At 37.1% G+C, this 19681-nt stretch carries 12 protein-coding genes; 8 read left to right on the forward strand and 4 right to left on the reverse strand.

Translation table 11 applies throughout. From position 1 onward, the window contains the following. Positions 1–548 precede the first annotated feature (548 nt). Positions 549–7244, forward strand: a complete 6696-nt coding sequence (locus tag IGI42_RS00830) for a SpaA isopeptide-forming pilin-related protein (protein WP_438713647.1) — start codon at positions 549–551, stop codon at positions 7242–7244. Positions 7245–7595: 351 nt separating this feature from the next. Here the strand turns inward: IGI42_RS00830 and IGI42_RS00835 are convergent, their stop codons facing one another. Further along, on the reverse strand, positions 7596–8807 hold the full coding sequence (locus IGI42_RS00835) for a DNA/RNA non-specific endonuclease (protein ID WP_438713649.1): 1212 nt from the start codon (positions 8805–8807) through the stop codon (positions 7596–7598). Between the two features lie 322 nt (positions 8808–9129). Here IGI42_RS00835 and IGI42_RS00840 point away from each other — a divergent pair, with 322 nt between their 5' ends. Beyond that, positions 9130–9246 carry a GFA family protein gene (locus IGI42_RS00840; protein WP_438713650.1) on the forward strand — a complete coding sequence of 39 codons (117 nt, stop codon included), beginning with the start codon at positions 9130–9132 and terminating at the stop codon, positions 9244–9246. After that, positions 9201–9560 carry a GFA family protein gene (locus IGI42_RS00845; protein WP_438717067.1) on the forward strand — a complete coding sequence of 120 codons (360 nt, stop codon included), beginning with the start codon at positions 9201–9203 and terminating at the stop codon, positions 9558–9560. Before IGI42_RS00840 ends, IGI42_RS00845 begins: the two co-directional genes overlap by 46 nt. Positions 9561–9618: 58 nt before the next feature. On the opposite strand, the gene IGI42_RS00850 is transcribed toward IGI42_RS00845, so the two are convergent. After that, positions 9619–9837 carry a hypothetical protein gene (locus IGI42_RS00850; RefSeq protein WP_438713651.1) on the reverse strand — a complete coding sequence of 73 codons (219 nt, stop codon included), beginning with the start codon at positions 9835–9837 and terminating at the stop codon, positions 9619–9621. 111 nt (positions 9838–9948) lie between these two features. Then, positions 9949–10149 carry a cold-shock protein gene (locus tag IGI42_RS00855; RefSeq protein WP_207675810.1) on the reverse strand — a complete coding sequence of 67 codons (201 nt, stop codon included), beginning with the start codon at positions 10147–10149 and terminating at the stop codon, positions 9949–9951. A 645-nt stretch (positions 10150–10794) separates the two neighbouring features. Between IGI42_RS00855 and IGI42_RS00860 the strand changes: the two genes are divergently transcribed. Then, positions 10795–12201 carry a L,D-transpeptidase family protein gene (locus IGI42_RS00860; protein ID WP_438713652.1) on the forward strand — a complete coding sequence of 469 codons (1407 nt, stop codon included), beginning with the start codon at positions 10795–10797 and terminating at the stop codon, positions 12199–12201. A 342-nt stretch (positions 12202–12543) separates the two neighbouring features. Here IGI42_RS00860 and IGI42_RS00865 read toward each other — a convergent pair whose 3' ends face one another. Then, positions 12544–13404, reverse strand: a complete 861-nt coding sequence (locus IGI42_RS00865) for a LysR family transcriptional regulator (RefSeq protein ID WP_438713653.1) — start codon at positions 13402–13404, stop codon at positions 12544–12546. Positions 13405–13510: 106 nt separating this feature from the next. Between IGI42_RS00865 and IGI42_RS00870 the strand changes: the two genes are divergently transcribed. The 4 genes from IGI42_RS00870 to IGI42_RS00885 all read left to right on the forward strand — a co-directional run bounded on the left by IGI42_RS00870 (position 13511) and on the right by IGI42_RS00885 (position 19396). After that, entirely contained in the window at positions 13511–15430 is a 1920-nt protein-coding gene (locus IGI42_RS00870) for an aconitate hydratase (protein WP_438713654.1), read from the forward strand. 926 nt (positions 15431–16356) lie between these two features. Continuing rightward, a complete protein-coding gene (locus tag IGI42_RS00875; protein ID WP_438713655.1) occupies positions 16357–17058 on the forward strand; it encodes a helix-turn-helix domain-containing protein in 702 nt (233 codons plus the stop codon). A 1334-nt stretch (positions 17059–18392) separates the two neighbouring features. Beyond that, positions 18393–18776 carry a hypothetical protein gene (locus tag IGI42_RS00880; RefSeq protein WP_438713656.1) on the forward strand — a complete coding sequence of 128 codons (384 nt, stop codon included), beginning with the start codon at positions 18393–18395 and terminating at the stop codon, positions 18774–18776. 59 nt (positions 18777–18835) lie between these two features. Beyond that, positions 18836–19396: a DUF2922 domain-containing protein gene (locus IGI42_RS00885; protein ID WP_438713657.1), complete on the forward strand. Its 561-nt coding sequence runs from the start codon at positions 18836–18838 to the stop codon at positions 19394–19396. Positions 19397–19681: the final 285 nt, after the last annotated feature.

A 19681-nucleotide genomic window follows, 5' to 3' on the forward strand; every position in this document is an offset into this window, starting at 1 on the left:
GCTGTAATAAAAGTGCTCAGCTTTGAGAGCTAATCCGAAAATAACTTCTCATATTTTGCGATTAGCTGGCTTATTTCCGAAAGAACTGCTTTAGTGACATCGATTAAGCAGTTTTCAGTAGCGGTGACGTTTTATGTCACAGTCACGAATGATAGGTAATTTGGAGCTGCAATTATTAGTTCATTAAGCTAGTATAGTTGCAGCTTTTATTTATTACTTGTCAGTTAATCTAACCGATCATGTTTCTATACAATGGATTGAAATTTAATGCAAGCCCAATCAATGATTTATTGACAACTGAAAAAATGACGGCTAACCATCTACTGCGGATACTAACTGGAGATATCCTTGTAATAAGGGAAGATAATGGAAAAAAGCGTGTAATTACTAGTTATTAATGGCTAGTTTTCACTAATATAAAAATAGGTATAGTTAAATTAATGTTTATGAACAGAAATGAATACAATAGTAAGCGTTTTTCTCGATAAAAAAATTACTATTCTATATACTAGTCATAAAGGATGACATAGAGAATAGGAGATAACGATATGGAGAAAAGGAATAGCAGTGCAAGATTTTTATACGGTTTTATGACGTTTTTAATTTTTATGCAATATTTAACACCGGTCTTGGGGATTGCAAAAATATTGGATGAGCCACCACTTATTGAAATACAAAAAGCCATCGCAACGAAAGAGGAAGGTGAATCATTTGTAACCGTAGAAGGAACAATTCAAGGTTCAGATGAAACTACATCAAAAGAAATAGCGATTTCTAAGGATGTTTATTTTACCGAGCAAAATCAGCAGGATTTGTCAGGTATATCAGGGGCCTCTTATTCTGTAACACTTGATAAAGTAATTATTCAAGTTCCTCCTGAAAGTAATGGAAACTTTTATATGAAACTGCCATTAGATAGTCAATCTCTACTAAATAAGAAAAACTTTAATCTTTTACATGGTAACCAATCACTAGTAGTCGAAGTACCTGAAGAATTAAACAACAAGAATGATCGGCTAGAAAAAAGTGAGAGAGCCCTCGTAGACGCGACTACTAACATTGAAGACAATCCATTATCAGCCAATATCACTTCTACTGAAGAACAAACTGTTGAGCGGATCACTCCTGAAATAAAAGCAGAAGCACCCACCGAAGTTAACGATATCCGCACCTACTTCTTGGAAGGGACAGGAACAATTATTACTAAAGCCGAGATGAGTTATTTTGATAAAAACGGCGTAGAACTCACTCCCCCTATACCAGTAGATGCTACTGTAAGATTATACTATGATTGGTCGATCCCTGAAGAGGTGCGGACCCAAATTAATTCTGGGGATTACTTTGCGTTTCAACTGCCGGAAGGAGTAATAGTTAGCAACTTACAAGAGGGTGATTTAGCGAATGGAGACGGTGAGGTTTATGCTCATTATAGTGTGGATGAAAGTGGCCAAGTAAAAATTATATTTAATGATAGGGTGACACAAGAATCAAACATTAATGGCACCTTTAATTTTGAAACTGAATTTAATCGTGAGCATATTGATGGTCCTGGGAATACTACAATTACTTTTCCTGAAGAAGATCACCTGCCGCCTATCACCATACCTATTCGACCAGCAACAGAGACAACCATTTCTAAAAAAGGAAGCTTTGATCGTACCCCTAATCCTACTGAAGTGAAATGGGTGGTCGATTTTAACCAAGGGATGCAAGTGCTTACTAATCCAGTAATTACTGAACAATGGCCCTCGGGTTTAACATATGAATCTGTAGCAGTTTATAAATTGGTGATGAATTTGGATGGGACAATCGCATCTGTTGGCGAATTGTTAACCCCTGATCAGTATACCGTTGATAATAACGGAAATGTTATTATCGCTGGAGAAGTAACGGATGCTTATCGATTAGAATATCTTACTAGTATCGATGATTCTGCGATTCCTGAGGACGGCGGTACAGTAAGCTTTACAAACACTGCAACCTTAACTGATGATAATGATTCTGATGGAATTGATGCCAGAGCTAGTGTAACCAATACTTACGGTAAAATTTTAGAAAAAAACAGAGTTGGTTATGATACGAGTAATCAAGAATTTGCATGGGAAATAAAATACAATTATGGTGGAAAGCATATTTCACAAAATGATGCAGTTATCACGGATACGTTAAGCGACAACTTGGAATTTATAGAGGACTCTTTGGAACTCCATATAATTACATTTGATGAAAATGGAAGAGAAATCGTTGGAAGAAAATTGAACACACCTGAAGAATATACACTGACTCCAAATTTAGATGGAAAGGGTTTTGTTATTCAGTTTACTGACGATATAACCAGTGCGATCAAAGTAACTTATAAAACAGACGTGACTAGCATAGTCACTGATCCAACTCAAGTAAATAACCAAGTTGAAATTGGCACAGGTCAGCAAGATGAAAGTAATGGAACAGCTCAACAACAAAACGTTATAAAAAATTATGGTAATGTGAATTATGCTGATGGTCAGATAGATTGGACAATCCAAGTAAATAGAAACAAATACCATATGGAAAACCTAGTATTGACGGATACTTTTAGTCCGGTTCCAGGTTTAACTCTAGGTAGGACAGTTGAATCAGGTTATCAATTAACCATTATAGATTCGAACGGAAAAACGCTGGAAATTGGAACAGATTATCGCTTAATACAAACGTTTGATAATGCCGATAATGAAACAGGTTTGAAAATTGAATTTTTAGGTGACTATAACCCTACAGAAGAAAGTTTGACTGTCCGTTATACGACTAATTTTGATATTTCATTACTTGACCCTAATAATCCAGCGCTAGATCATTTCAATAATGATGTAAGTGCAGATTGGGTGGATGATCAAGGGGATGAAAGGCATTCTGAAGATGACTCAAGTTTCAAACCAGAAGTCGACTACTCGTTAAACGCTCAAAAAAGCGGAATGTACAATGCGCAAAACAAACACATCACATGGACCGTGGCAGTTAATTTGAGTAGAAACCCTTTATCGGGAGCATATTTAAAGGATCAAATTAAAGAAAATCAAGATTTTATAACAGATTCTCTGAATATATATGAAGCAGTAACTTTACCGGATGGTACTGTGGTAAAAGAAAATGATACGCCAGTGAATAACCAAATGAGCATTGTAACCCCCTCAGGCGATAACAATCAGACACTAGAAATTCATTTTCCTGATGAAAGTCAGCATACTTATCTTATTGAGTTTGAAACTTCAGTTGAAGGAAAAGTAGTAGAGTCCTCGACAAATTATGAGAATGTTGCTGAATATTATAACAATGGAGATGACCGTGAAGTCATTGGAGAAGTTTCTGTAAAAAATGGTGGTTCTCATGTTCAAAAAAACGGTGAACAAGACCCATCAGCTCCAGATTTTGTGAACTGGCATTTAGTAATTAATCCAGCTCAATCTGTATTGCAAAATGTACAAGTGACAGATCACCCTTCGAACAACCAGATTATTGATCAGAATTCAGTAATCCTTTATCAAACATTTATTGCTGAGGACGGAGCGGTTACACCAGATCGAAACAATCCTTTGTCAGAAGGTATTGATTACGAACTCTCCATAGCAACAGACAACGTCACTGGTGAACAAGTATTGGTTGCTAGATTTTTACATGAAATAACAACTGCATATTTTATGGAATACCGAGCATTGATCAGTTCTTCTTCAACAGGGAATACAGATACTGTTTCAAACCAAGTAGATATTGTTGGAGAAGGGACACGTGAGGTTCAAGATACTGGTGGTCAAGATGTTACTGTAGGTGTGAATCACAGCGGCGGCTCAGCAACTGGGACTAAAGGAAGAATTTCACTTAGAAAAACTTCTGCAGATGGAGCAACAAGTTTAACAGGTGCTCACTTTCAATTATGGGATACTACAAAAACAGTATTGCTTCGTGAAGGGGACGTAAATGAAAATGGCATGATTATCTTTGGAAATTTAATCCTAGGAGATTACCTATTAGTAGAAACAACAGCTCCAGAAGGACATACGATTCCAGATGACCTCGTTCAAGGTAGAAGGATTCAGATAACAGCCGATACTTCTGTTGAAAATTCTGTACCCACAGATATTGTGAATTACCCTAATAAAGTAATTTTAACGAAAACGGACGAAGATCAACTGGGATTAGTTGGAGCTGAATTTAGTTTAGAAAGAAAAAGTGCGCTAGGTATGTGGCAAATGCAAGCGGGTGGGCCATTTATTACTGATGCTCAAGGGAAGCTAGAAATTAATAGCTTACAACCTGGACAATATCGTCTAACTGAGGTTCGAGCACCCATGGATTTTATTATAAATACAACACCGATTGAATTTTTCGTTCTGCGCAATGGGAATAACCAAATTCCTACTGTGAATTTAAACATGGTGAACTACCAAGGGTCAGCGAAGTTAATAAAAAGCGATGAGAATCAAAACCCTCTTTCTGGTGCTGTTTTTAAAGTGATTGATTCTGATGGGAACCCAGTCGTAGAAAATTTGACTTCTAATACTAATGGTGAAATAAATGTCGAAAGTTTAGCCCCAGGAGAGTATCGGTTTGTCGAGACAGCTGCACCAAATGGATACATCCTGAATGAACGTGAATATCCGTTTACTATACCTGCCCGTGCGATCGGTCAGCCAAATATTGTAGATGTAGCGACAGCAATTAACTATCAAGGGTCAGCGGAATTAGTTAAACAAGCTGAAGATGGAACGGGTCTATCTGGTGCCGTTTTTCAGATTCAGGATACTGCAGGAATGATTGTGAAGGATCAACTGATTTCCGATCAAGCAGGGAAAATTTCTATCTCTGGTCTTGCTCCGGGAACTTATAGAATAGTTGAAACACAAGCACCCGATGGTTATCTACTTAACACACTTAATAAAGAGTTTGAAATTATTAATTCAGCTATAGACGAACCGAGTATTGTTGAAATCGGTGAATTCTTTAACTACAAAGGGAGTGTAAAAATTCGAAAGGTTGATACCAGTGAAGCACCGTTAGCTGGGGGTGAATTTACGTTATTTGATAACAATCTAGAAAGTCTAGAGATAACGAAAACAAGTGGTCAGGATGGCTGGATCCAATTTGATGATTTAGCTCCCGGTACGTACTATATTCAGGAAACGAAGGCGCCTTTGCTGCCTGACGGTTCTTCTTATGTTGTGAATCCTTATATGATTAAAGTAGAGATTGCAGAATCAGCAGAGGGAAAACCAGCAGTTGTCAATTTGGGAGATTTTCAAAACTTTAAAGGCAAAGCCCAAATTACAAAAGAGGGCAATGGCGCTCCAATCGGCAACGCTCATTTTGATTTGTACTTGTATAATGAACAAACAGGACAAGAAGAAAGGCTAGGAGAAGTAATATCCAATGAAGATGGAAATATTCCACTGGAAAACTTAGGTGCTGGGAGTTATAAGCTGGTTGAAACACAAGCAGCACCAGGATACATTTTAAATACACAGCCGATCTATTTCGTTGTTGATCCAGAATTAGAATCTGGACCGATTGATTCTTTCTCTTATACTAACTACCAATCAACTGTGGTAGGAGTAAAGGTGGATGGTGATGGATTGACGAGTCAAGATAACCAAACCTTAGCAGGCGCGCAATTCCAAATCTACCAACAAAATGAAGATGGTTCAAGAGGAAACGGCCCTATTTCGTTTTTTGATGAAGAGAATCAAGCAACTGACACAGTGCTTACTAAAGCCGATGGGAAACTTTCGATTAAAGGCTTGGATGAAGGAAATTATCTTTTGGTTGAAACCAAAGCACCGGCAAATTTTGTACTCAACACATCAGAAATTCCTTTTGTAATTACTTCATCACTTGGTAAGCCAGAGGTAATCGACTTAGGAGTAATCAATAACTATCGCGGAAAAATAGATATTGAAAAAGTGGACGATAGTGGCAAACGATTAAATGGTGGAAGCTTTGTCCTTTCTACGACACCTGATGGCGAAAATCCAATTTCTATTTTCAATCAAAATGGTATTGAGGTTGAGGAGCTCCATTCTGTGGAGGGTCATATTATAGCGCAGGGGATAATTCCCGGAACTTATTACTTGGTTGAAACCAAAGCACCAAAAGGCTTTGTTCTTAACACAGAACCAATTGAGGTTGTTATTCCAATTTCTAGTGAAAATTTTCAAGAATTGTTGGTCACTGAGCAGTTGGTTAATTATCAAGGAACCGCTGAATTAATCAAACAGGATATATCAGGACAAAATCTTTCAGGTGCGATATTTGATGTTGTAGATGAAACTCATGAACTGATTCAAGAAGGTTTGACTTCTGGAGATGATGGAAAGATAATAGCAGAGAATCTGGCTCCAGGTAACTATCAGTTTATCGAAACAAAGGCACCAGATGGATACATTATCAATACAACGCCAATTGATTTTACAATTAGTGATAGTGCCGCAGGTAAGCCGTCCGTCCAACTTGCCAGCAACAATTTTATTAATTACCAAGGGACAGCCCAATTAACAAAGAAAAATGTGCAAGGTGAAAGATTAGCAGGAGCCGAATTCAAAGTTGTTACTAGTGAAGGCATCGAGGTAGCCAAGGGGTTATCATCTGATTATGATGGAAAAGTAATGGTTGAAAGACTATCTCCTGGTGATTATCAGTTTATTGAGACAAAAGCGCCGGAGGGGTACATCATTAACGAACAACCAGTAGCCTTTTCAATTAGTAAAGAATCCTTTGGTGAACCAACTGTTGTTCTTGCAAGTGATGAATTTATCAACTACAAAGGTTCAGCTGAGTTAACTAAAGTTAATGCTCAGAACCAACCACTTCAAGGAGCTAAATTTAATGTGACAAATCATGCAGGTGATATTGTTGAAAAAGCACTGGAATCAGATAGCCAAGGAAAAGTTACGATAGACCATTTGCAGCCAGGAACCTACTTTTTTAATGAAACGAAGGCACCTGATGGTTACACGTTAAGTAATCAACAAATCGAGTTTACTATTAACGAATCTGCCAAAGGTGTTCCGGCTAGGGTAGATGTTGGTAAGTTTCTTAATGTGAAAAAATCTGAAATAGTTCCGCCATCAGATTCACATACAAAAACACCACCATCAGTTCTCTCAAAACTTATTCCGCAATTGAATGATCGAAACAATCAGATTCTAATGTTGATAGGCATCCTTTTAGTTACAGCGGGATTGATATTGTGGAAAGAGCGTAAGAAGAGTAACTAGTTGGCGAATTGTATTGCTTGAGAAAAAGAACATTTTAAAGTTAAAAGTGCATGGCCTTTGTAGGATAAGTCCTAGAAAGGTCGTGCACTTTTTTGATTAAATCTGATTTAGAATCGGCTTTTTCCAAGGTGAAATTTTTTAAGCTGTGTGGGTAAATGAAAAGGTATGGCTTTAAAACAATCTAAAATACTATTGACCTAAACGATAAGAGAAGTTCTCGAGGAGAATATCTTATATGTTTCGTTGGATCAATGAAAAAGCAAACTAATATCTGACCAATAAACTATTAAATCCGGTGCAAAATTATATCTTTTTTATTTAAGTTTAACCGATCAATTAAGTTCGATAAGGTCATCTAGGTGCTCGATAACCTGCCTGCTCGGCTTCTTCAATCGTTTTAAACCAGGCAGCTGGATTGGTTGTTCTACTGTAATACTCGCTGCCGGGAAGGTGATAGATCCCGTTTTTCGAACCCTTGATCAGACCATTACCATTGGCATCAACATATTCTTGACCGCCGCCAGTGGAAGTGGCGGCTTGCTGCTGTTGAAGTTGCTGTTGTTCCTGCTCTTGTTGTTGGCGTTGCGCTTCGGCGGCCGCCTGTTGTGCTTGAAGCTCGGCTTGTTTTTCTGCTTCTTTTTGCTGAGCAGTTTCGCTTTCTTTATCTGTCTGGCTGGTTCCGTCAGCATAGTTTAAAGTGACACCATCTTGAACATTGAAAATATAGACGTTAAAGTTAATCGCGTCACTATTAATGGATTTCGCCATCATGTGGACACCGCGAGCCAAAAGTTCGTCGCCTCTGAAGACGGGTGTAACTGAGTAACGCACATAATTTTTCTTGTTTTTTTCAAGGTAAGTTTTGATATCCATTTCATGCCGCAGCATTTCCGGATTATTCAGCTGAGCGGTTCCGGTGATTAAGTTTTTCCAGTTATCATTTTCACCTGAAAGAGTGTAACCGATTAAATGGGATCGATTGTAAAGATAGCTTTTACCAAGCTTTTTGTTGTGCCAACCGGTGGGCTTAACTTTGGATATGTCACCGCGTTCTCCTGTTGGCATTAAGCTCTTATTTAACATAGCCTCGGCATAAGTAGCACGATTCAGACTGTCTAAATCGCCGTATTTTTCCCAAGCTTTATTGGCTAAGGATAAATCTGCTTTTGTAAAAGTAGGTTCGTTATGGTTTACTTCAATGGTTTGAGTACCACTGTAGTCGAGAAGGGCGAGTTCACTGTTCTCTTGTTTGATTCTATCGATAGTGGTCTCAAGCGCCTTTTTCTGTTTGGCTTTTTCAGCTTTGCTTTGCACCTGTTTCTTTTCGTTCTTTTCAGAACTTTTCTGCTTAGCGGTAGTGTCTTTTGCGATGTTTTCGTATTTTGGACTGCTTACTGCATTTGCGGATTCAACAGGTGGTGCTAGCATGACCCCTGTAAAAATCATAGTAACTGCTATAGAAGTTATAGCAAGTGAATTTACCTTAGATATCTTCTTAGAATATGGTTGAATTAAACCAATTAGAAAACCAAGAAAACCCACTAGGATCAAGATAGTGCTCATTGTTTAATCTCCCTTAATAGAAGTTCGAAATGATAGTCTATAAATTCCACCTCAATAAATTATAACTTTAATGAATGAGGTATTCAAATAGCATATTATATAGTAAGTTATCTGTAAAACTAAAACAGCTTTTTTAATCTTATTCTAGCTTCAGTTAAAAAAGGATGCAGTTTTGGCAGGATAAGGCAGAGTGTCCGCCTAATAAATTATTTCTTGGTTTCAGTAAAATTTCGCTTTCGGACATTCCTGATTGTGTTCAGCGGCTTCATCGAGCTTGGAAAAAATACTTGTAGTTTTGATAAATAGCAAGAGGAGGTACAACATGAAAACAGCAAAATGTTTGTGCGGGAAGGTTTCGATTGAAATTAAGGACGTTCATTCTGAAGTGAGTGCATGCCATTGCTCCATGTGTCGAAAGTGGACTCTGGTCCATCACTAACAGTAGATGCAGGTACTGGAGACAAAATTAATATTACGCCCGAAGACTTAGTTAAGAGGTATCGATCATCTGACTGGGTAGAGAGAGGATTTTGTTCAAACTGTGGATCGAACCTCTTTTATCGCACAATATCAACTGACCTTTACAATATCCCAATTGATTTATTTGATGACTATGAGGATGCAACTTTAAAAATGGAAATCTGTTATGATCAAAAACCGGCATATTACGACTTTGTGAATGAGACAAAGAAGTTAACTGAAGTAGAGATTATGAAAAGAGTTCAAGCAGAGTATATTGACGAGAAAAAATAAAAAACCTTAGCAATTATTCAGCGCGGGGCTGGAAAATTGCTAAGGTTTTTTGATGGCCTTAGTTAGTGGTTAATTTACCATAACTAATCACTGTTTTTTCGTTTTGTTCTTTTTGATCGGGCAGATCTTTCAGATTAATGATTGCTGAATTGACCAGCAGAACGTCTATTTTGCCGCTGCGCATCACTTTTTTGTGAAGGAAGAATACTTCTTGTCCTTCGTTAAAATCTTTGCTTTTTTCTGAAGCTACGGTTTGTCTCCATCCATTGAATCCCATTGAGAATAACCCCTTTTCTTTGTATAAAGCATCGGTGTAATTGAACATGTGGCATAATTTTGAAAAAAAGAAACGATCCAAGCAATTTGGATCGTTTCGAATATGTTTAAATTAGTTTTTGAAGATGTTCGTTGCTTGCAAGCCGCGTTGGCCTTCTTCAACGTCGAAAGTCACTGCTTGACCTTCGTCTAAAGTTTTGAAGCCGTCGCCTTGGATAGCTGAGAAGTGTGCGAACACATCTTGTCCGTTATCTTGAGTAATAAAGCCAAAACCTTTATCTGCATTAAACCATTTCACTGTACCTGTATTCATATTGTGTTTCCTCCTAGTGCGTTTTGCACATATAATTTTTTTGCAATATCTTGTTGCTAAAAAAGAAGAATGAAAACACCCATACGAATGAAATGACTCTTTGATTTAACTGACAAATCTACTACACTTATTACTATACACCCATTGGGCAGTTATGTATACCTAACTGTGTATTAAATGCAAATATCAAGCCTTTCTTACGCCTTCCTTAATATTTGATGGCAAAATTATCACTCCGTGGTTAAGTAATGCTAGAAGGGCAGTGAGGATTATTTTTCTACTATATAATAGTAGTGAATTTTCTACTATTAGTTAGATAATTTATGCCGGAGAAGTATTTTATTGCTGAACGCATCTATCTTGTTTCTAGCTAAAAATTGATTATTAAAATTGAGATAGGGGTTACAGGCTCCAAAGACTACTGTTTTTATCGATACTTATGCTGTTAAACAAGTAAATGATCTAAAAGGTTTTTTTAGAACTAAAAATTGAAAAATAACATGCAATCAAGGGATCGATGACATTTATTATGGTATATTTGAATATTTTTTGACAATTCGCAGAAAAAAGCTCGCTTTTTGTTTGTTCTATGGTATATTTGAAATTGATGTACCATCTATTATGTGAAATTAAGGAGTTAATTCAATGCAAAGATCTGATAGACACAATTCACGTCCCCAAATTGGTTTAATTGTCGTACTTGGTATTCTTGTATTATTGGTAGCAGGTTACACCTTCCGAAGTGTACACTACAGCAATCGTTATTTGCCTAATACAATCGTCAATGGTATTGATATTGAAAATCTCACTGTAGCAGAAGCAAATGAAAAAATAGAGCAGGTTTTAACTGATTCTCCTTTCGTTATTCAAATTGATGACACTAACTGGAAAGAGATCAATCGTCAAGACCTTGACTGGACAGCAGATTATGCAGAAGAATTATCTTCTATTAAAGAATCGCAAAATCCCTTTAGCTGGGGTAAGCAATTGGTTTTTGCTGCTGAAGCAGCTGAGATGACGGGGAATACATTAAATCAAGATAAGCTAAACGCACTAACGGAGCAAGTGAGAGCGGAGCTTACTCAAGTAAATGAACCACGTACGCAAACAGAAAATGCGACGATCCAACAAACGGATGCTGGATTTGAAATCGTTCCCGAAAAACAAGGATCAACAATAGATGTTAATGCAGCAACAGAGGCATTTGTCGAAGCAATATCTACGGGTAAACAATCGATCAGTATGAATGATTATCCTGAAAAGCCAACGATCAAGAAAGACGATCCACAATTAAAAGAAACACTAGACGAAATGAATAAAGTAGCCAAAGTAAAGGCAACTTACACTATCAATGGAAACACTTTTGAAATACCATCTGATCAGCTTCGCAGCTGGCTAACTGTAGATGCTGAGGGTAAGTTAGCGTTAGATCAAGGGCTGGTAGCTGCTTATGTTACTGAGCTTGGCCAAACATATAATACCAGCACTCAACCCACAAGATTTAATAGTACCCTTCGTGGTGAAGTAGAAGTACCGGCTGGCTACTATGGCTGGACGATTAGTACCGATGAAGAAACAGCTGCGTTAAGTGAACAAATTCTTCAAGGGCAAGACTTTACGCGATCTCCTATCGTAGAAGGCACTGCAACTGATTCAGGTAGTCCCTTAGTTGGTAACTCGTATGTTGAAGTCGATTTACAAAACCAACATATGTGGATATACAGAGATGGTGCAATTGCTTTAGAAACTGATATCGTCAGTGGGAAACCTTCGTCACCTACTCCTCCTGGTGTCAACTATGTTTGGAGTAAGGAAACAAATACTACTTTACGTGGATTCAATGATGATGGTAGTAGATATGCTAGTCCTGTAAGTTATTGGATGCCAATTGATTCTACAGGAGTCGGAATCCACGATTCAAACTGGCAATCTGCTTACGGTGGTAATTTGTGGTTATACCGTGGCTCTCACGGATGTATCAATACGCCACCTAGCTTGATGGGACAAGTCTTTAACCTTGTTGATCATGGAACACCAGTGTTAGTTTATTAAGTAAAAAAGAGCTGCTTCGGTTACATCGATTATGCGGTTTTCAGAGGTTGTGACATTTTATGTCGCAGCCTCTTTTTTCTGTGGAAACTTGATTGAATTTTTTTGTGAAAGTATAAATCTGATTGCTGCATAGGTAATGGGGTCAGTATTTAGATACTAAGCGAAAAATTATCAAATTTATCAAGAAAGAGAATGGTATATCGCAAAGTTAAAAAAGTGAGAAGGACTTCTATCTTATTAGAGTGGAGGTGCATTTGTCAGTTCCGACTAATGGTTGAAACGGAGAAATAGGATAAGCAGGTGTTACTATTGTTCCTCTTATCCTCCGTTTTAGTTAGTTAATTAAAGGAAATCATAATCTTGAATAAAATCAATAAAGCTTGCAGTGGCTGCAGAATTCAAAGATTCCTTGGTGTAGCATAGCCACGTACTTCGAGAAAATGGTTGGCGGTTTAACCATTTTAGTTCCTTTAGATAGCCATCAAAATTTTTTAGTCCTGTTTCAGGTAGTATGGACCAGCCTAATCCATTTTTCACTAATTCTAGCGCTGTGTCTACATTACTTGTGCTAAAACGAATATGAGGACGTTCTGAAAAGCGTTCATCCCACCAATGTTCGATTTGGTAGCTTAGATGAGAATCTGTGTGGTATTGAATGTAGTTTTTCAACTTCAACTCTTCAAAAGAAATTTCCTGATGATAAGCTAAGCATATTGGCTCGCTGAAAAGTAGTTTCTTTTCTGCTTCCCAAGCATGACCTTCTCGTAAAATTGCCACAGAGAGCTTTTTCTCCTGCAACTGCCGATATATTTTTCTGCTTAGATCTGTTTGAATGAAAAAATCTACCTTAGGATTTGCTTTAGTAAATTCCTCTAGAAGTGCGGGCAATTTGTAATGAGCAAAAATCGGTGTAGTTCCCATTCTTATTGTCCCTTGCAGATCGTTTTCTTCAGAATTTATATGATGCATCAGTTCATTAGAAGTATCCATCATTTTTCGACAATATTCCAAAAAGATTTCGCCAGCAGGTGTAAAGGAGATCCCGTCATGATGACGAATTAATAGCGGTTTTCCTAGTTGACTCTCTATTTTTTTAATTCTTTTGGTCAAGGCAGGTTGAGATAAAAAGAATTTGTCAGCTGTTTTGGTAATATTTTGTTCTTCGAATAGTGCTAAAAATAATTCTATATCTTTAAAATTCATCTTCGCTACCCCATAACTTTTAGTAATGTCTATGATCATTATAAATTATTTTACATTATATCTCAATTCGTTAAAATAAAGGAGTAAGAGAAAACGAGGGATAAAAATGGGAAAAACAATCACAGAGAAACTTTTAGAGGAAGCTATCATCGAAGGCGAGCTGATTAGAGGAAATCGAATTGGGATTAAAGCCCATCAAACCCTGGGGCATGACCTGAATGCCGTAATGACTTTTTTAGCTTTAGAGTCTTTAGGTATCGACCAAGTGAAAACCGAAGTTTCGGTCCAATATATTGATCACAATATGCTGCAAGCAGATTTTAAAAATGCTGATGATCATAGTTTTTTACGAGAAATGACTGCTAAATTAGGTGTTATTTGTGCCCGTCCAGGCAGCGGCATCTGTCATCAACTGCATTTGGAGCATTTTGGTGTTCCGGGCAAAACTTTGATTGGCGGAGATTCCCATACAACCGCACAGGGAGCATTAGCGATGTTTTCGATCGGGGTTGGTGGCTTTGATGCGGCAATGGCAATGGCAGGTGAGCCGCTTTACATCACAATGCCAAAAATCGTAAAGGTACAACTCATTGGAAAGCTACAGCCACAAGTCTCTGCTAAAAATATTATTTTTGAAGTTTTACGTCGTATTTCTGTCAGAGGAGCTGTTGGAAAAGTTTTAGAGTATACAGGACCTGGAGTAAAGAGTTTAACTGTTGCTGAACGATCTACGATTGCTAACATGGGAACAGAAACAGGGGCTACAACTTCAGTTTTTCCAAGTGATGAGGAGACACGAAAATGGTTGCGGGCATATGGTCGTGAGCAGGATTGGCAGGAGATTTCAGCTGATTTCGATGCTGTATATGATGAAATAATCGAAATTGATTTGACTTCATTAGTTCCTTTGATGGCGTTACCAGGATCGCCAGACAAGGTGGTGCCAGTAACAGAAGTAGAAGGAATCAAAGTTGATCAAGTGATGTTAGGAAGCTGTACGAATACTGCTTTAAATGATATTTTATCCATTGCAAACATTTTAAAGGGCAAAGAGATTTGTGGGAGCGTTGATGTTGGCCTATACCCATCCACTCGAACAGTGATTCGAGAGAGCATTAGGCGGGGTGCTTATGATGATATCTTAGCAACAGGAGTAAGATTCTTCGAGCCTAGTTGTGGCGGGTGTAATGGCTGTGGCTTCGCTCCACAAAGTAAGGGCGTTTCTATTCGAACAACGCCAAGAAATTTTCATGGTCGAAGTGGTACAAAGGATGACCAGGTTTATTTAGCTGCGCCAGAAATTGCTGCAGCTTCTGCTATTACTGGTGTAATAACGGACCCACGGAGGTTGAATATTCCAGAATTTAACTATGAGTTGCCGGAAAAATTCATTGAACCGGGCAATCTTTTTTATCCAAATCAAACATATAATGGAAAAATTCACTATGGTCCCAATATCAATCCGATCCCGGCGTTTCCTGAGATGCTCAATAGTTTTAGGCAGAAAATACTACTTAAACTACCGGATAATGTCACCACTGATCAAATCTGTCCAGCGGGTGCGTTGTATTTACCTATACGTTCAAATATTCCTAAGATTGCACAATTTTCATTTATGCTAGTTGATCCAGCGTTTCCTCAACGGGCCAAAAAGGAGCAAGGTGGCATTTTGATTGCGGGCGAAAATTACGGGCAAGGCTCAAGTCGGGAGCAAGCAGCGATCATTCCACGTTATTTAGGCATAAGCACCGTGATAGCTAAAGGGTTTGCGCGACTGCATTTGGCGAATATGGTGAATTGGGGTTTGTTGCCACTACAATTTATAAGAGAAGAAGATTATCAAATGCTCGATTCTGAAGACGTGTTGGTCATCCAAACAAAAGATATTAAGGTGGATACACCAGTTGAAATTGTCAACCAAACAAAGGGTTATGTCTTTTTTGTAAGTACCCCAATTTCAAAAGAAGAACTAATGGTTGTTCGCTGTGGTGGAAGAATCAACGAGTTGAAAAAACGTCGCATGTAAATAACGAAAGAAAAATGAAAGCAGGTAGTTAGAATAGAAACTCAATTGTTGAGACTAATCGAAGATGAGCAAAAAAGACTAGTAACTCTTGAAGTAAGAAAAAACCTTGAAGTAAATCTAGAAAGCCAGTAAGCGGAGTTTTATCAGGAGAGGGTAGGGGCCCGCTAAAAGGTCCCATGAATATGGTGAAACACTAAAACAATGATAAGTACAATTTCTCTGAATAGAAAAATCTTGTTAATCACTGTTGTTACAACTCTTACTAAGTAAAGGTTGTAACAACAGTTTTTTTATCTAGTTCTTTGACCAATTAATACTTCTGATTGGAAGGATAGTTGACTAAATTTACTACGTTGAAATTAGAATTTGAAAGGAAACGCAAGACTATCTCTATATGAGAATAATATAGAAAATATAAGTAGCTTTTTAAGTGGTAATCGAACGGATAGGCTTATTATTCGGATTGCTCAAGAAAAAGTATTATCTTGTCTCTTAGGGTCTGATCCCAACGAAAACTATATAAATGAATTATATATAAAATGAATATAGAGATTCGATAGGTTCGTCTACATCTTCAGGTAAATAAGTTAATTATAAACATATTATAATTATTATGTGCGTACATATTGATAAAAAGTTGATAATTAGGTTAAATTCTTCTATAATATTAAATAGAATAGCTTTTATGGATTTGTTTGACTTCTTTATTAGAAGATAGCTTGTTTCCAAAGAAAGGTGAGAAAAAAAGATCAACTCTTGATACGTGTTTTCAATTATGTAGGAGAATAAATTTAAACAAAGGAGAGAACTTTCTAAATAAAAATCTCCTCATAAGCAATTATTTGTAAGAAATCTATTTTAGGTGAATCTCTGATAAAGATAGTTGTCCGTTTTTAATTTTTTAGCAAAATGAAAGGAGTGATGTCATGCGTCCGATTTTAATCTTAACTAAGAATTTGCTGGTGGAACAGAAGTTACAAGAAAAGCTTCATCATTTAGATTATGAAGTATTTTGTTCAGTGAATATGATTAAACAATTGCAAAATAGTTTGAATCGAGTGCCTTTAATCGAATATTACAAACTAATTATTTTTAGCGAGACCTTAAATAATCAGGAAGTATGTGAACTTGTTAATATGCTTCAACACAGAAATAGTCAGTTAATCCGAAAATCAATTGTTGAACCTACGACCAAGGAGAAGGAAGAGATGTCTCAGTTAGGGATTAACACATGGATTTACAACGATATGTCTCTTGAAAATCTACGTGAACAATTAACCGTTAGCTATTCTGCTTACAAACAGATAGAGCATGTAAGTGGGGCTATTTCTTATGACAAAGAAGATATGCTGGAAATGATATTGGAATTCAAGAGTATATTAACAAAAATGGAACGAAAAACTTTTGAATGTTTAGTGGAAAGTGAGGAGGAGTTAGTTTCACGTGAAGAACTATGCTATTATCTTTGGAAAAGTGAACCGAATAATTCTCACTTAACACAAATGTCTGGATTGGTAAAACGATTGAAGTCAAAATTAGTTGCAGCGGGTTTCCCAGATGGCATGGTTGAAACCGTCTGGGGCTATGGGTATCGACTAGCACCAAATTTGAAACAGATTTTCAGCTAAAAATGAATAGTTGGGCAGAGGTTGTGACGTTTTATGTCACAGCCTCTGCTTTTTTATTGGATCATTTTTTATGAATACAGTCTAGAACGTTAGACTAAGAGAGATCAGAATTTATGTAACCTAAAAAATAGCATGCTTGTATGGGTTTTAAATTGATGTGTAAGAGATTATTTATCTATAAAAAACATATTGGTATCTTTTTGCGGATTTTTTTCTACCAACTCGCTAACTTTTTTTACCCCCCTCTAACGTGCACCCTTAAAAATCAAAAACATTGATCTATCAACATTTTCCCATTTTCAACGTGCACGTTAGAGGGGTCTTTTGCACGTTAGCGTTTTTGTCTTTTCTTGAAAAATGATTTATCTTTTAATCAACGGCCGGGATAAAAAAACAAAATATTGGATTAACACCAAAAAAAGAAAGCAGAGGGAAATAACAGAATGCGAAAACTTGGAAACGATTGGCAGGGCATCAGCCAACAAGCAGTCATAATATTAAAAAATGATTAGATCGTTTTAAATAACTAAATATCAATAGACACCCCTTGTTTACTATGATTTCAAGAAGTATATAAGAACATATTCACAGCCTTTTTTGCTTGCTTTTCGGTTAAATTGCTAAATATTTTTACCCCCCTCTATTTTGCAGGCTTTTCATGAAAAAAATTCAAAAATCCCGTCATATCAACATGTCAATTTTTTGACTGTGCAAAATAGAGGGGGGTTTTGCAAAATAGCGTTTTTGTCTTTCTGCAAAAAATGGCTTATCTTTTAGTCAACGGCCGAGATAAAAAAACAAAACCTAAGATTAAAACCTAAACAAGAAAGCAGAGGGAAATAGCAGAATGTAAAACTTGGAAACGATTGGCAGGGCATCAGCTAACAAGTAGAGCTGCTGCCAAGTTTTCGGAAGAGCATCTCATCAACAGACAAAATATTAGGAAACGATTAAATGTGTTTAAATAACTAGAAAACAAAATAGATACCTCTTGTTTACTCTGATTTCAGGAAGCATATAAGAACATATTCACAGCCATTTTTGCTCGCTTTTTGACTAAATTGCTAAATATTTTTACCCCCCTCTTATTTGCACTTTTTTCTAATAGAAAAATTTTGAAAACTTGATAGGATCGTATTTCTATATTTTGGCTGTGCAAATAAGAGGGGTCTTTTGCAAATAAGGACACGTTGTTTTTTCTGGAAAAACGGTTTATCTTTTAGTCAACGGCCGCAGATAGAAAACAACTCATAAAAATTACAACCATAAAAAATCGATCGATTGAAAATAACAACTAGAAGAAAAATCACTAAAAAAAGAAAGTAGGAATTACTATGTCAAGACAACCATTTACCGACTATCAAATCTTCAATCTCACTCGTGAAACACTTGAACAGCGTATTGGAGAATACTATGACGAAACACAAGATGGTGCCACTACCATCAAACTACTGCTGGCTTTGCGTGTCCGCTACCAGCTAGGCGCAGAAGAATTTGCATTGGTCTTGCAGGATCTAGTGAAATATTTATTTACGAAAACGAAAGCAACCAGAACTATGAAACGGTTCTTCTATTACTTTGCAGAATATTTTGACACTGCCGAATGGAAAAAATTGTGCTTAAGAGTCTTTCCCATTCGCAATTTCATTGAAAAAGCCAAGTCCATCGCTGGCTCACTTATTGCTCAATTCCGTCCATCAGAAACGGCGGTACCTTGAGACTACTAGCATATTGTCCTGTCCCTCTATGCTAAAAACTTACGAAAGGAGTTATCAAAATGATCAAATTAGTTGGAACATTTCTTAACGATGCTGGAAAGAAACATAACTTAATAATGAAAGACCCAAATATTGACTTAAGTCCCGAAGTAGTCAGAGAGAACTTAGAACTACTAACCACCTTAGATCTCTTTGAAAAAGACGGCGTGGCTTTGTTCCAAGAAACAGTCAGTGCGAAATACGTCGAAACCATCGAAACACCGATTTTCGAAAAGGAGGAATTTTTCGGCGATACCAACAAACCCGTTACTTTGAATCAATCGTTATTGAATCGTACACCAGTCACCGAGCAAGTTGAAGTGTCTGAAGAAAAGAAAATCGAGGAAGTGGATAACCAACAGAAATTAGAAGAAATGAAGGCTCAAAGCAACTACCGTGAAACGCCACAAGTACCGACAGTTTCACTCGAGACACCAAAAGAAGAAGTTTCAGAGGTGCCTGCAGAAACACCTGAAGAAGAAACGAAAATAAAACCAAAACCGTACAACTTGATTTCACAAATGCTCCACAGAAAAAATCGACGAAAAGCGCAGGAAAAACAGAAGAAAAATCTCAATTAAGCCGCCCATACGTTCCTTACCTGATCGATCAGATTCACACAAAACAAACCACCGGCAAAGGTTGGGCACTTTGCAGAGGGTTGCTTCGTTCATTGACAATTGAATAGCACTACTACTGATGAAAGTAGATCGTTCACGTTATAGTAGGATAAGAGAACGTTTTTCAAATAGATACCAAAAGGCTACATTAGTAAGAGCTAGATAAAAATAGACACGTTAGCTTTGCTTCTTTCTGCATTTCTTAGTACAATAGCTATGCTTTTCAAGTGTGAACTATGTAGTATC

This window comes from Enterococcus sp. AZ109 (assembly GCF_051714625.1).
Classification (GTDB): Bacteria; Bacillota; Bacilli; order Lactobacillales; family Enterococcaceae; genus Enterococcus_A.

Coding starts and splice junctions, on each gene's coding strand:
- IGI42_RS00860 (WP_438713652.1), top strand. CDS start 10,795: ATGCAAAGATCTGATAGACACAATTCACGTCCCCAAATTGGTTTAATT.
- IGI42_RS00855 (WP_207675810.1), bottom strand. CDS start 10,149: ATGAATACAGGTACAGTGAAATGGTTTAATGCAGATAAAGGTTTTGGC.
- IGI42_RS00845 (WP_438717067.1), top strand. CDS start 9,201: ATGCCATTGCTCCATGTGTCGAAAGTGGACTCTGGTCCATCACTAACA.
- IGI42_RS00865 (WP_438713653.1), bottom strand. CDS start 13,404: ATGAATTTTAAAGATATAGAATTATTTTTAGCACTATTCGAAGAACAA.
- IGI42_RS00850 (WP_438713651.1), bottom strand. CDS start 9,837: ATGGGATTCAATGGATGGAGACAAACCGTAGCTTCAGAAAAAAGCAAA.
- IGI42_RS00830 (WP_438713647.1), top strand. CDS start 549: ATGGAGAAAAGGAATAGCAGTGCAAGATTTTTATACGGTTTTATGACG.
- IGI42_RS00870 (WP_438713654.1), top strand. CDS start 13,511: ATGGGAAAAACAATCACAGAGAAACTTTTAGAGGAAGCTATCATCGAA.
- IGI42_RS00840 (WP_438713650.1), top strand. CDS start 9,130: ATGAAAACAGCAAAATGTTTGTGCGGGAAGGTTTCGATTGAAATTAAG.
- IGI42_RS00875 (WP_438713655.1), top strand. CDS start 16,357: ATGCGTCCGATTTTAATCTTAACTAAGAATTTGCTGGTGGAACAGAAG.
- IGI42_RS00885 (WP_438713657.1), top strand. CDS start 18,836: ATGATCAAATTAGTTGGAACATTTCTTAACGATGCTGGAAAGAAACAT.
- IGI42_RS00880 (WP_438713656.1), top strand. CDS start 18,393: ATGTCAAGACAACCATTTACCGACTATCAAATCTTCAATCTCACTCGT.
- IGI42_RS00835 (WP_438713649.1), bottom strand. CDS start 8,807: ATGAGCACTATCTTGATCCTAGTGGGTTTTCTTGGTTTTCTAATTGGT.